This is a genomic window from Arthrobacter melezitosi (assembly GCF_054511055.1).
Genome location: NZ_JBTNDJ010000028.1, coordinates 1 through 12318 on the forward strand (window position 1 = coordinate 1; position 12318 = coordinate 12318).

At 70.6% G+C, this 12318-nt stretch carries 15 protein-coding genes; all 15 read right to left on the reverse strand.

Annotated elements, in window-relative coordinates; all coding sequences use genetic code 11:
- A partial coding sequence (locus ACX80W_RS16170) for a hypothetical protein (RefSeq protein ID WP_459285090.1) occupies positions 1-395 on the reverse strand: 395 nt, incomplete at its 3' end.
- On the reverse strand, positions 370-2418 hold the full coding sequence (locus tag ACX80W_RS16175) for a flagellar biosynthesis protein FlhA (protein ID WP_459285092.1): 2049 nt from the start codon (positions 2416-2418) through the stop codon (positions 370-372). The genes ACX80W_RS16170 and ACX80W_RS16175, both read right to left, overlap by 26 nt.
- Before the next feature lie 48 nt (positions 2419-2466).
- Positions 2467-3564, reverse strand: coding sequence for an EscU/YscU/HrcU family type III secretion system export apparatus switch protein (locus tag ACX80W_RS16180; RefSeq protein ID WP_459285094.1), 1098 nt, complete (start codon positions 3562-3564; stop codon positions 2467-2469).
- Positions 3565-4323, reverse strand: a complete 759-nt coding sequence (locus ACX80W_RS16185) for a flagellar biosynthetic protein FliR (RefSeq protein WP_459285096.1) — start codon at positions 4321-4323, stop codon at positions 3565-3567.
- Positions 4324-4599 (reverse strand): flagellar biosynthesis protein FliQ, encoded by a 276-nt coding sequence (fliQ, locus tag ACX80W_RS16190; RefSeq protein ID WP_459285098.1) that lies wholly within the window; start codon positions 4597-4599, stop codon positions 4324-4326.
- A 3-nt stretch (positions 4600-4602) separates the two neighbouring features.
- Complete coding sequence (fliP, locus tag ACX80W_RS16195; protein WP_459285116.1) at positions 4603-5331, reverse strand: flagellar type III secretion system pore protein FliP; 729 nt, start codon at positions 5329-5331, stop codon at positions 4603-4605.
- A gap of 197 nt (positions 5332-5528) precedes the next feature.
- The gene (locus tag ACX80W_RS16200) at positions 5529-5936 is read right to left on the reverse strand and encodes a FliO/MopB family protein (RefSeq protein WP_459285100.1); all 408 of its coding nucleotides are present in this window, start codon (positions 5934-5936) and stop codon (positions 5529-5531) included.
- 2 nt (positions 5937-5938) lie between these two features.
- Positions 5939-6643 (reverse strand): flagellar motor switch protein FliN, encoded by a 705-nt coding sequence (fliN, locus tag ACX80W_RS16205; RefSeq protein WP_459285102.1) that lies wholly within the window; start codon positions 6641-6643, stop codon positions 5939-5941.
- Positions 6640-7545, reverse strand: coding sequence for a flagellar motor switch protein FliM (locus tag ACX80W_RS16210; RefSeq protein WP_459285104.1), 906 nt, complete (start codon positions 7543-7545; stop codon positions 6640-6642). Before ACX80W_RS16210 ends, fliN begins: the two co-directional genes overlap by 4 nt.
- 151 nt (positions 7546-7696) lie before the next feature.
- A complete protein-coding gene (locus ACX80W_RS16215) occupies positions 7697-8503 on the reverse strand; it encodes an OmpA/MotB family protein (RefSeq protein ID WP_459285106.1) in 807 nt (268 codons plus the stop codon).
- Positions 8500-9306, reverse strand: coding sequence for a motility protein A (locus ACX80W_RS16220; protein WP_459285107.1), 807 nt, complete (start codon positions 9304-9306; stop codon positions 8500-8502). The genes ACX80W_RS16215 and ACX80W_RS16220 overlap by 4 nt, the downstream gene beginning before the upstream one ends.
- Positions 9307-9310: 4 nt before the next feature.
- The gene (locus tag ACX80W_RS16225) at positions 9311-9676 is read right to left on the reverse strand and encodes a flagellar FlbD family protein (protein WP_459285109.1); all 366 of its coding nucleotides are present in this window, start codon (positions 9674-9676) and stop codon (positions 9311-9313) included.
- 237 nt (positions 9677-9913) lie between these two features.
- Positions 9914-11086: a flagellar hook protein FlgE gene (locus tag ACX80W_RS16230; RefSeq protein WP_459285110.1), complete on the reverse strand. Its 1173-nt coding sequence runs from the start codon at positions 11084-11086 to the stop codon at positions 9914-9916.
- A gap of 41 nt (positions 11087-11127) precedes the next feature.
- Entirely contained in the window at positions 11128-11541 is a 414-nt protein-coding gene (locus ACX80W_RS16235; RefSeq protein ID WP_459285112.1) for a flagellar hook assembly protein FlgD, read from the reverse strand.
- Between the two features lie 14 nt (positions 11542-11555).
- The gene (locus ACX80W_RS16240; protein WP_459285114.1) at positions 11556-12182 is read right to left on the reverse strand and encodes a flagellar hook-length control protein FliK; all 627 of its coding nucleotides are present in this window, start codon (positions 12180-12182) and stop codon (positions 11556-11558) included.
- Positions 12183-12318 lie beyond the last annotated feature (136 nt).

The window sequence follows — 12318 nt, forward strand, 5'->3', positions numbered from 1 at the left end:
CCTTCTCCCCAGGGGTGTGGCGTCGGGGGGCCCACCCCCCCCCCCCCCGCGGCGGGGTCGACCGCCGATTCGAGGTCCTTCAGGAAGGAGGTGAACTCACCGGACTCGGTCGATACCGGGGCCGCATTGAGCGCCGCCTCGGCGGTGTCGGCCTCCGCCAGCAGGGCGGCGATTCCGGTGCGCTTGACCACCGGAAGCGGGTCGGTCGAGGGGGCGGCGGCGTCGGGCAGTTCCACCGTCACCTCGTAGTGGTGCCGGGCCAGGAACCCGCCGAGGCCGCCCACGGTGACCGCCTCGGCGCGCACGATGACGGCCTCGGGGCCGTATTCGGCCCGGACCTGCTGCCGCAGTCCCTCGATCGACGGGCCGCTAAGGTGAAACCGGTTCAGCGCCACGGACCACTCCTATCGTCTCGATGGGCACGTTGGCCGCCTGGGCCTCCTGGTAGGACAATACCGGCAGTCCCCCCACCCGGGCGGAGACGAGCCTGCGGACCGCGGGGCGGATCAGCGGTGCGCACACCAGGACGGGTTCGTGCCCCTGGTGCCCGGCCGCGGACACCGTGGCGTGGAGGGAGGCCAGGATCGCCTCGATGCGGTTGGCGTCCAGGAGGATCTGGCTGCCGCCCTCGGCCGGGCGCAGGCCCTCAAGCATCGACTGCTCAAGCGCGGGCTCGATCATCACCACGCTCAGCTGGCCGCCGCTGAGGTGGCGCACCGCAAGGGCCGGGCCCAGGGCGCGGCGGGCGGCCTCGATGAGCCCCTCGGGGTCCGCGGAGACCTTGGCCCGCAGGGTGAGCGCCTCGAAGATGCGCGGCAGGTCGTTGATGGGCACATGCTCCTCCAGCAGGCCCTGAAGCACCCGCTGGACCTCGGCGAGCGAGAGCAGCCCGGGGATGAGCTCGTCAACGGCCGACGGGCTCGCCTCCTTGACGCTTTCGGTCAGGAGCCGCACATCCTCGCGGGTCAGCAGGCGCGCCGCGTTCTCGGTGACGATCGAGGAGAGGTGGGTGATGAGCACCGAGACGCGGTCGATGACGGTGGCCCCGGTCATCTGGGCGCTGTGCGCCATGGCGGCCGGCACCCACTTGCCCGGCAGCCCGAACACCGGCTCCATGGTGGCGGTCCCGGGCAGGGCGTCGAGGGCATCGCCCAGGGCGAGCACCTTGCCCGCCGGCGCCTCCCCGCGTCCGGCCTCCACCCCGCCGATGCGGATGGCGTAGGTTCCCGGCGGCAGGTCGATGCTGTCGCGGGCGTTGACCGGGGGCAGGACGAAGCCGAGGTCCATGCCGATCTTCTGCCGCAGGCTGCGCACGCGGGCGAGGAGGTCATCCGAGGCCCCGGTGACGGTATCGACGAGGTCCGCCGCGAGCAGGATCTCGAGGGGCTGGACGCGGAGTTTGCGGATGAGGTCCTCGGGGGACTCCGGCGCCGGCTCGGCGGCGGCCGTGGCCTCGCGCTGGGCGGCGGCGGCGGTGGCGGTCTCGGTGGCCTTGATTTTCCGCGAGGCGAAGATCAGCGCCGCGGCGATGAGCAGGAACGGAAGTTTCGGCATCCCGGGGATCAGGGCCAGCGCCACCGCGGCGGTCCCGGCGATCATCAGCGCGTTGCGCGACTGGGCGACCTGGGTGGAGGCGGTGGTGCCCATGTCGGCTTCGGCGTTGGAGCGGGTGACGATCATGCCGGTCGCCACGGCCATCAGCAGCGCCGGGATCTGGGTCACCAGTCCGTCGCCGATGGTGAGGATCGCGTAGGTGCGCAGCGCCTCCCCGGCGGGCATGCCGTGCATGGCCATGCCGATGGCCACCCCGCCGACGAGGTTGATGATGAGGATCACGATGCCGGCGATCGCGTCGCCCTTCACGAACTTCGAGGCGCCGTCCATCGCGCCGTAGAAGTCGGCCTCCGCGGAGACCTCGGCCCGGCGCTCCTTCGCCTCCTCGTCGGTGACGAGGCCGGCGTTGAGGTCGGCGTCGATCGCCATCTGCTTGCCGGGCATCGCATCGAGGGTGAAGCGGGCACCGACCTCCGCGACGCGTTCGGCGCCCTTGGTGACGACGAGGAACTGGATGACGACGAGGATCAGGAAGATCACGCTGCCGATGATGATGTTTCCGCCCACGGTGACCTGCCCGAACGCCTCGATGATCTTCCCGGCGTGGGCCTCGCCGAGGATCAGGCGGGTCGAGGCGACGTTCAGTCCGAGGCGGAACAGCGTGGCGACCAGCAGCAGGGAGGGGAACACCGAGAAGTCCAGCGGCTTCTTGACGAACATCGAGGTCAGCAGCACCACCAGCGCCAGCAGGATGTTCGCGGCGATCAGGAAGTCGAGCAGTCCGGCCGGGACCGGCACGATGAGCAGCATGATGATGCCGACCACGCCGATCGGCACCGCGAGGCGGGCGAGCTTCAGGTTCATGGGGCTGTCCTTCGGTGGGGAACTCGGGGGAGGATGGCGGTGCGGGGCTCAGTCAAGGAAGGACCCCTTCCGGAAGGCCCGGTGCACGCCGGCGGCGCTCCCGCGGCGTTTCAGCCGCAGGACGAACGCGAGGACGCCGGCGACGGCGGCATAGAACTCGGACGGGATCTCCTGGCCCAGTTCGCAGGCCCCATGCAGGGCCCTGGCCAGGGGGATGTCCTGCACCAGGGGGACCTTCTCCTGTTCGGCCTTTTCACGGATCTTCAGGGCCACCGGGCCGGCGCCCTTGGCCACGACCCGGGGCGCCGAGACCCCTGCCTCGTACTTGAGGGCGACGGCCACGTGGGTGGGGTTGACCAGGACGACGTCGGCGCCGCCGACGGCGGCGATCATGCGGTTCCGGGACAGGGCCATCTGCCGGGCGCGCCGCTGGGACTTGATCAGGGGGTCGCCGTCGGTGCTCTTGTTCTCGTCCTTGACCTCCTTGCGGGTCATCCGGGTCTTCTTCCGGTTGCGCCGGCCCACCACGAAGACGTCGGCGAGGGCCAGCACCACCCCGGCCAGGATGGCGAACCGCAGCAGCGCGGCGACGCCGCCGCCGGTGGCCGAGAGCAGGGCGGCCACCGACATGCCGCCGGCGCTCATCAGCGTGGGCATGAGCCCCTGGACCACCCAGTACAGCACCGCTCCGAGGACCGCCGTCTTGAGCAGGGCCTTCGCCCCGTTCCACAGGGCCTGCATCCCGAAGGTGTTCTTCACCCCGGTGACCAGGTTGAACTGCTCGAACTTGCCCCGGAACTTCTTGAACTGGATCCCGCCCTGCCCGGCCGCTCCGGCGAGGACCGCTCCGACGACGGCGAGGAGCATCGGAAGCAGCGTGCCGGCGATCGAGGCCAGCCCCTCGCCGAGCACGGCCAGGGCGATCCCCGGTTCGGGTGCCGCCGCGATGGTGCGCACGCTGAAGAGCTGGTCCGCCGCCGCGTCGGCGCCCCGGGAAATGGTCGAGGGCAGCATCACCGCGGCCGCGCCGATGCCCAGCCAGGCGGTGAGGTCGGAGGACTTGGACAGCTGCCCCTTGTCGCGGACCTCCTTCATCCGCTTCTCGGTGGCCTGCTCGGTCCGCTCCTGGGAGGAATCGTCGGCCATCTACCCCACACCCCCCAGCAGCGTCAGGGCCTCCTGGGTGAGCGCCGACACCACCCGCGGCAGGGCGAGCATCACGACCGAGCCCAGCGTCAGGGCCATCAGGATCTTCAGCGGAAAGCCGAGGGCGAAGGCGTTCAGGGCCGGGGCGACCCGGTTGAGCAGCCCCAGTCCGACGTCGGCCAGGAAGAACACGACAAGCAGCGGGCCGGCGATCTGCACGGCGGACAGGAACATCCCGGTGGCCGCGTCGATGATCGCCTCGACCGGATCGGCGAGGAACACCCCGCCGCCGAGCGGGATGGCGGTGAAGCTGCGGATGAGCCCGCCGAGGATCAGCTGGTAGGCGTCGGAGGAGAACATCAGGGCCAGCGCGGTCATCTGGAACAGGCGGGTGAACTGGGCGCCGTTGATCAGCGACTGCGGGTCGAAGGCCTGGGCCATCTGGAAGCCGCTCATCAGGTCGATCAGGCCGCCGGCGGACTGGATGGCCGCGAAGACCAGGTACACGAGGAAGCCCATGAGCACCCCGGCGCCGATCTCGAGCACGAGCGCCCCGAAGAACGCCGCGGTGTCCCGTTCGGTGTAGCCGGGGGTGATGGCGGGGGAGACCGCGAGGGCCAGCCCGAGGGCCAGCATCACCTTGATCCGCGCAGGGAACGCGTTGTAGGAGAACGGCGGGGCGATGACCAGGAAGGACACCATGCGCACCCCGGCGAGCATCACCGGCTCGAGCCAGCCGAGGTTCAGGGCGAGTTCCACTCAGCCCCCCTCGAGCAGCGAGGGGATCTTGTCGAACAGGGCGTGGGTGAAGGACACCATCTCGGCGATCATCCAGTGGCCCGAGATCAGCAGGACCACGCCCACCGCCGCGGCCTTGGGCACGAAGGACAGGGTGACTTCCTGGATCTGGGTGATCGACTGCAGCAGCGAAATGCCGAAGCCCACGGCGAGCGCGGTGATCAGCACCGGGGCGGCGAGCTTGGCGGAAATCCAGAGGCCCTGCAGGCCGATGTCCAGGACGGCGTTGGTATCCATGGGTCAGCCGTAGCTTCGGATCAGGGCGGTGACGATCAGGCCCCAGCCGTCGACGAGGATGAACAGGAGGATCTTGAACGGCAGGGAGATCATCACCGGCGGCAGCATCATCATGCCCATCGACATCAGCGCCGAGGAGACGACGAGGTCGATGACCAGGAACGGGATGAAGATGACGAAGCCGATGATGAACGCGGCCCGCAGCTCGGAGATCATGAACGCCGGAATCAGGGTGGTCAGCGGTACGTCCTCGGGGGTGGCCGGGTTCTCAAGGCCCGCCGCCCGCGTCATCAGGGCGATGTCCTCCTCGCGGGTGAACTGCAGCATCCACTGCTGGATGGGGCCGGCGGCCTTGGTGTAGGCCTCCTGGAAGGTAAAGTCGCCCTCGAGGTAGGGCTGCACCGCACCGGTGTTGATGTCCCCCAGGACCGGGCCCATGATGAAGAACGAGAGGAACAGGGCAAGGCCGGCGATGACCTGGTTCGGCGGAATCGAGGGCAGCGACAGGGCGTTGCGCGTCATCACCAGCACCACGAAGATTTTGGTGAACGAACTCATCATCAGCAGCAGGGACGGCGCGACGGTGAGCAGCGTGATCCCGAGCAGGGTCACGACGGCCGAGGACGGGGTGCCGTTGGGTCCGTTGATGACCACCGAGCCGTCGCCGTCGGGCGCCGAGGGATCGGTGGGTGGCGCGGGAGGTGCCGGCTCCACCGGGGCGGTGGGGTTCAGCGGATCCGGTGCGGCCGGTGCCGGCGTTTCGGGGGCCGGCGGGGCGGGCACCACCGGGGCGGGGACGGGGGGCTGCGGCGGGGGAAACTGGACGGCGGAGGCCGCAGCGGGCTGCAGGAGCAGCAGGAGCACGGCCGCCGCGAAACCCAGCAGCGCGAGGGCGGATCGGAGACCGGCGCGGCGCGGCGGGGAGCACCTCACCCCTTCGGCCCGCCGAGGCCGAGGGTGAGGACCTGCTTCAGTGCCGCCGGTGAGAGGACCGGGCCGGTGGGCGCGGCGGAGCGGTGCTTGCCGGCGGTGGCCTGGTGCAGCACGCGCGAGAACGCCTCGGCGCCGGGTTCGGCGGTCTGCGGCGCGGGGGCGTCGGAGGTGGACAGCAGCGTGACCGACTGCTCGGTGACGCCGAGCAGGAGGCGCTGGCCTCCGGTTTCGACGACGACGACGGCGGCCTTCGAGCCGACGCCCTGCCGGGCGAGGACCTTCAGCAGCTTCTCACCGGTCCCGGGACCGGCCGTACGCCGGGCGTACCGGTGCGCAAGCACCAGGACCGCCAGCACGGCGCCCAGGGCGAGCAGCACCCTCAGGATGAGGATGAGCGAATCCATCGTCAGTTAACGCCCTCCGCGACATCGAGGATCTTCGTGATGCGCACGGCGAAGTCCTGGTCCACGACGACGACCTCGCCGTGGGCGATCAGCCGCCCGTTGAGCAGGACATCGGCGGGGGCACCGGCGGACCGGTCCAGCTCCACCACTCCGCCGGGCTCGAGGTTCAGCACGTCCCGGACGGACATGCGGGTCCGCCCGATCTCGACGGTCAGGGCCATCTCGACGTTGTTGATGCGGCCGAGCTTGTCGGCCACCGAATCCCCGGAGACCGGGGTGGGATTGAGGGTGCCATATTCGCGGACCCGGATGGCGAACCAGCCCGCCGTACCGCCCGCGGCGGTGAGTTCGAACACCGTCGTCTCCGGGTCGGCGAACAGGGCCGACGCATCCTCGATCCGGGCCTCGCCGAGCACCCCTCCACCGAGCACCGCGGCCGCCGCCTCGAGGGCGGGTCGCAGGACGTCCTTGAAGGAGACCAGCGGGGTGTCGGTGCCGGCGGCGGCGACGAGGGAGCCGGTGCCCTCAAGGACGACGGCGAGGTCCGCCGAGCGGGTCCCGACGTAGGCGGCGGTCACCGCGCCCGCGGCGCGGGCGGCCGCGGCGGTGCGGTCGAGGGCGGGAACCGCGGTCACCGGGGCCGCGGAGGGAAGCAGCCCGACCAGCGCCTCGGCTGCGGAGTCGTTGAGGGTGGCGGAAATGGTCATGCGGGGTTCTCCTCGGTTTCGACAATCTGGGCCGCCAGGCGGGCGCCGTTCCGGCCCAGGCCGGCCCGGGCGATGCGCTGTCCGGCGATGCGGACCTCGAGGGGCCGCCGTTCGGGATGGTTCAGGGGGATCAGGTCTCCGACCGCGAGGCGCAGGATGGCCTCGGGCCGCACGGCCACGGGCAGCAGGCCCACCGAGACCTCCACGGGGACCCACGCCATCTGCTGGCGCAGCAGGTCCGCGGCGTTCTCCGCGGAGGTGGTCGGGTTGGTCGCACCGAGCTGCGGCAGCACGGTTTCGGCGGGCAGCGCCACGGTCCCCTCGGCGGTGTTCTCTCCGACCCGGAGGGTGAAGTTGGCGACCACCATCAGGTCCGACGGCGCCGCGGCCTGGGCGAACTGGGCGTTGTACTGGATGGAGTTGAAGCTCAGCGGCATGGGCAGCAGGGAGCCGAAGGAATACCGCAGGTCCTCGAGGGCGTCCTCCATGAGCCGCTTCACGAGGGCCTGTTCGATCTGGGTGAACTTCCGGCCCGGAGCCGGCTGGCTCCCGTTGCCGCCGAGCATGCGGCCCACCCAGGCCAGGGCCGAGGAGGTCGGGAACTGGATGACCGCCTGCGGCTCGTAGTCCTCGAGCCGGCACAGCACCATCGCCGTCGTCGCGGGCAGGGACGCCGCGTATTCGTCGTAGGTCTGCATCAGGACCTGGTGGGTGGTGACCTGCGCCTTCACGCGCACCTTGGCCGTCAGCTGGGTGCCCCACTGCCGGGCGAAGGTCTCGAAGGCCACTTCGAGGGCGCGGCTGTGTTCACGGGCGAGCGTCGTCGGCCGGCTGAAGTCGTACACCTCGACCGGCCGGGCGGGCTCGGACAGGAGGGCGTCCTGGTGGTTGGTGGGGGTCACGTCTATCACTATCGGCGGCTTGGCCCGTCCCGTAAGCCGTTGCCGGCGACTCGTCGAGGGCGTGGGCCCCGGCCGCACCCGCGGCCCCGGGCGCGCACTCCGGAAGGCGCCCGTGGAGGGACTCCCGCCGCTCCGCGGGCGGGAGCCGGTGTCAGGACGGGCGCTGCCCGACGACCTCCGGAATCAGGGACCGGACGCTGTCCGGCTGGTCGGAGAGCACGACGATGTCGACGCGGCGGTTCAGTTTCAGGTCCGCCTCGGTCCGGCCCTCGTTCAAGGGCCGGGACTCGCCGTAGCCGCTGGCCTGCATCCGGGTGTTTTCCACCCCGCCCTGTTCGACAAGGTGCCGCACGACGTTGACCGCCCGCGCCGTCGACAGTTCCCAGTCCAGCACGTAGCGGTCGTCGGGGAGCTTGGCGGTGTGGCCCTCCACGGTGACCTGCCGCGTCGTCGTCAGCAGTTCCGGCGCCGTCGCGTCGAGCACGGACTGGGCGGCCTGGGTCAGTTCCGCCCGGTCGGGGTTGAAGAAGGTTTCCGAGCTGACCATGCGCACGGTGAGGCCGCGTTCGTCGAGGGTGAAGCGGACCGTGTCCTCGAGGCCCTCCTTCGTCAGGGCCGCGGTGATGCGCTCCTTGATGGCCTCGAGATCGTCCACCTCCTGGATGGCGAGTTCGAGGTCCGTGAGGTCCTCGCCCTCCTCCTCGGCGAGTTCGGGCGGCAGGACGATGCCCTCGGCGGTGTCGACCTTGCCCACGTTCTCCACGCCGAATCCGGTGGCGAGGGAGTTCTTGAGCTTCTCGAACTTCGCCACGTCCACCGAGGACATGGCGAACAGGACGATGAACAGGCACATGAGCACCGTGACCATGTCGGCGTAGGACACGGCCCAGCGTTCGTCGGCGTGGAACTCCTCGAGCTGGCTGGCGCGGTAGCCGCGGCGCGGGCCCCTGCGGCTCACGCGGCTGCCTCAAGGTCCGAAGCTGTGGGAGGTGTTTCCTTCCGCTTTACGCCCCGCTTGTGGGCGGGGATCATGGCGGTGAGCCGTTCGCCCAGCAGGATGGGCTGGGCCCCCTCCTGCACGGCGAGCAGCCCCTCCATCTGGAGGTTCATCTGTTCGAGCTCGAGTTCGGACAGCCGGGCGAGGCGGGCCCCGATCGGCAGCCAGATGAAGTTCGCCGAGAGCAGGCCCCACAGGGTGGCCACGAACGCGGCGGCGATCATGTGCCCGAGCTCCTCGGGGTTGGAGAGGTTCTCCAGGACGTGGGTCAGCGACACGACGGTGCCCACGATCCCGACCGTCGGGGCGTACCCGCCCAGGCTGTTGAAGAACTTGGACACCGCGTGGTTCGCCTTCCGGCGGGTGCTGATCTCGTCCTCGAGCAGGATCCGCAGGTCCTCGCCGTCGGTGCCGTCGGCGATGTTCTGCAGCCCGTTCTTCATGAACGGGTCGTCGGTCTCCGCGGCCTCGGCCTCGAGGGCCAGCAGCCCGTCGGCGCGGGCCTTCTCCGCGAAGCGGATGATCTGGTCGACGCTGTCCTGGGGGGAGTCGGTCCTGCCGCGGAACGCCTTGGGCAGGGACTTCACCGCCTGGATGACGTCCTTGATCGTCGAGCTGGCGATGCCGATGGCGATGGTGGCGCCGAGCACGAGGATCATCGGGGCGGGCAGCAGCAGGGAGCTCACGTGGGCGCCCTCCATGAAGATCATGGCGTAAAGGGAACCGAACGCGAGGAGGAGACCGATCAGGGTTGCGGGATCCATGGCGCTACTTTCTGGGGCGCTGGCCGGCGGGACCGGGCAGGACGTCGTGCGGGTGGACAATGCTGAGGTGCGTCGGCTCCCGCCCGCCGTCCGGGCGCGTCCCGGGGCCGGGTGCCGGTCCGGTGGCGTTTCCTGCGGCGTTTGCTGCGGCGTCGCCGGCGTCTGTGCCGGGGAGGCGGTGGGCGTAGGTGAGGACCCGTGCGCGGAACTCGACGATGAGCGTGATCACTTCGTCCAGGGACTCGGTGACGATGTGGCGCATCCCGTTGACCATCACCAGCGTGGTGTCGGGGCTGGCATGGATGCGCTCCACGAGATCGGGGTTGATGCCGAACCGGTCGGTGCCGTTCAGCCGGGTCAGGACGATCATGGGTTCCGTTTCCGCGTTCTCGTGTCGGCGGCCCGGACGGGCTGCTCCTTTGTTACAGTCGGCGGCCGCGGCCGGTTCGTTAGGCGCCGGGGCCGGTGCGAAGTCTCTGGAGTGTCCTGCGTGCCCTGCTCTTCGCCGAAACTGCAGCTCACCACGTTTTCCCGGCCCCGAAGGGTGGTGAGCTGCAGTTTCGGTGTGCGCTGCCGCCGGGAAGGGACCTGCCCGCGGATGCGATGACTACCGCTTGAGGTTCGTCAGCTCCTGCAGGACCTCGTCGGAGGTGGTGATGACCCGGGCGTTGGACTGGAAACCGCGCTGGGCCACGATGAGGTTCGTGAACTCCTGCGACAGGTCCACATTCGACATCTCCAGGAAGCCGCTGGCAAGCGTGCCGAATCCGGGTGAGCCGGCGGTGCCCAGGGTCGGGTTGCCGGAGTTGGCGGTGACGCGGAAGGTGGAGCCGCCGGCCTTCTCGAGGCCGCCGGGGTTGGTGAAGGTGGCGAGGGCGATCTGGCCGATGACGATCCGGCTGCCGTTGCTGAACGCCCCGGTGATGCTTCCGTCCTTGCCCAGGGCGAAGGACTCAAGGGTGCCGGCGGCGCGGCCGTCCTGGGCGGAGACCTTCACCGTGCTCAGGCCCGCGAAGCCGGTCACGCCCGTCAGGTCGACGTTGACGCCGCCGACGGCCAGCGCGCCGCCTCCGGTCAGCTTCCCGTCGGTGAAGGTCAGGGCGGTGGTGCCCGTGGCGGCACCGTCGGCCCCGTTGACGTCCCAGCCGCCGGCGGTCCGGGTGAAGGTCAGGGACAGGGTGCGGACGTTGCCCGAGGCGTCGTAGACCTTGACGTCGCGCACCAGCGAGGACCCGACGGCGGTTTCGGCCGGAAGGTTCCCGTCGATGGTGGCGCTGCGGGTCGCGACGGCCGGTGCGGTGTTCTGGCCCAGCACGATGTTGCTGACGGCGCCGCCCTTCTGCACTACGCCGTTGACGGCCGGCCAGCCCTGCAGGAAGGCGCCGTCGGGGGTGACGAGGCGCCCGCGCTCGTCGAAGTCGGCGTCGAAGGAGCCGGCCCGGCTGTACACCTGCTGGCCGCCGGAGTTGAGGACGAAGAAGCCGTCCCCGGAGATCATCAGGTCGGTCGCCTTGCCGGTGGCCCGCGCCGAGCCCTGCGCGAAGTTCGTCGAGATCCCTGCGACCTGCACGCCCAGGCCGACCTGCGCGGGATTGGTGCCGCCGCGGTTGTCGTCCCCGCCGCCGGCTGCCTGCTGCAGCTGCGAGAGGGTGTCCTGGAACTGCACGGAGGAGGACTTGAACCCGTTGGTGTTGACGTTGGCGATGTTGTTGCCGGTGACATCGAGCATGGTCTGGTGGGAGCGCATACCGGAGATGCCGGAGAAGAGTGAGCGGAGCATTGTGCTTCCTTCCGAAAGGGGTGGAGTTCTGGTGGGTGGTGCTAGGAGGCGATGCCGGAAATCTTGTCGAGGGGGACCGTCGCGTCGCCGACCTTCACGCGGGGCACGGCGCCTTCGAAGGACACCGAGGCCGCGGTGCCCGTGACCACCGTGCCGTCGTCCTTGGTGTAATTGACCTTCTTGCCGATGAGGGCAGCGGCCGCGGCGCGCATCTGCAGCCCGAAGGACTCCTCGCCCTGGGCGGAGAGTTCGGTGAGTCTTTCCATCATGGCCAGCTGCGTCGTCTGGCCGATCATGGCGTTGGTGTCCATGGGGGAGCCGGGGTCCTGGTGCTGCAGCTGCGTGACGAGCAGGGTCATGAAGACGTTGCTGTCCATCTTCTGCTGCGGCGCGCGCGGCGGCTGCGTGGTGTACATCCCGCCCGGCGGGGGCGCTGTTATGGGGTCGATGGGCACTGGATCTCCATTTCTCAGGCCATCACGTCGAGTGAGGGCAGGTCGTCGGAAAGGCGGAGGCGGTCGGGCTGCGGGGTGTCATCCTGGGCCCGGCCCGGTGCGGACCGGCCGGGCTGGTGGTGCTGGTGGCCGGGACCTCGCCGTGGGTCCTCCGCGCCCGGCCCGCCGGGCTGGTTCCGGGAGGACAGGTCGAGGCTGGCGTTCAGCCCGGATCCGGACAGGTCCCGCTTGAGGTCCGCCAGCACCGACTTCAGGGCCTCCCGGCCCGCATCGGTCGGGGCGAACAGCTCGAGCCGGACGCTGCTGTCCGCGCCGATGAGCGCGCGGACCGTCACCGGGCCCAGGTCCTCGGGGGTGACCCTGAGGACCATCACGTGATCGCCCGGAGCCCGGCCCGCCAGGGCGGAAACCGGCCGGGACAGCTGGGCGGCGAGGGCGGCCGGCGGCGGGACCGGGACGGCCGAGGCAGTGGCCCCGGCCCCGGCTGCCGCGGAGGCGGTGGCCGGAGCCTGCACCGGCGCGGCGGACACCGGCAGGCCCGGGACCGGCGGCTGCTGCGCGGGCGCCGGTCCCGCGGGGGCGGCCGGTTCCTGGGGTGCTGCTGTCGCGGTGGACCCTGCCGGGGCAGTTGCAGCCTGCACGGTTGGAGCCTGGACCGGTGACGCCTGGCCCGGCAATGGTCCGGCGGCGGCCGCCACCGGACCGTTGGCAGGCGCGGAACCGGGGTGGATCGGAACACCGGCGGGAGACGGGGTGGAGGGGGTGGTGGGGACAAAA

Excerpts from the sequence above, each read along its gene's own strand:
- ACX80W_RS16220 (WP_459285107.1), bottom strand. The coding sequence starts at position 9,306 with ATGGATCCCGCAACCCTGATCGGTCTCCTCCTCGCGTTCGGTTCCCTT.
- ACX80W_RS16225 (WP_459285109.1), bottom strand. The coding sequence starts at position 9,676 with ATGATCGTCCTGACCCGGCTGAACGGCACCGACCGGTTCGGCATCAAC.
- ACX80W_RS16175 (WP_459285092.1), bottom strand. The coding sequence starts at position 2,418 with ATGAACCTGAAGCTCGCCCGCCTCGCGGTGCCGATCGGCGTGGTCGGC.
- fliN (WP_459285102.1), bottom strand. The coding sequence starts at position 6,643 with ATGACCATTTCCGCCACCCTCAACGACTCCGCAGCCGAGGCGCTGGTC.
- ACX80W_RS16200 (WP_459285100.1), bottom strand. The coding sequence starts at position 5,936 with ATGGATTCGCTCATCCTCATCCTGAGGGTGCTGCTCGCCCTGGGCGCC.
- ACX80W_RS16230 (WP_459285110.1), bottom strand. The coding sequence starts at position 11,086 with ATGCTCCGCTCACTCTTCTCCGGCATCTCCGGTATGCGCTCCCACCAG.
- fliQ (WP_459285098.1), bottom strand. The coding sequence starts at position 4,599 with ATGGATACCAACGCCGTCCTGGACATCGGCCTGCAGGGCCTCTGGATT.
- ACX80W_RS16180 (WP_459285094.1), bottom strand. The coding sequence starts at position 3,564 with ATGGCCGACGATTCCTCCCAGGAGCGGACCGAGCAGGCCACCGAGAAG.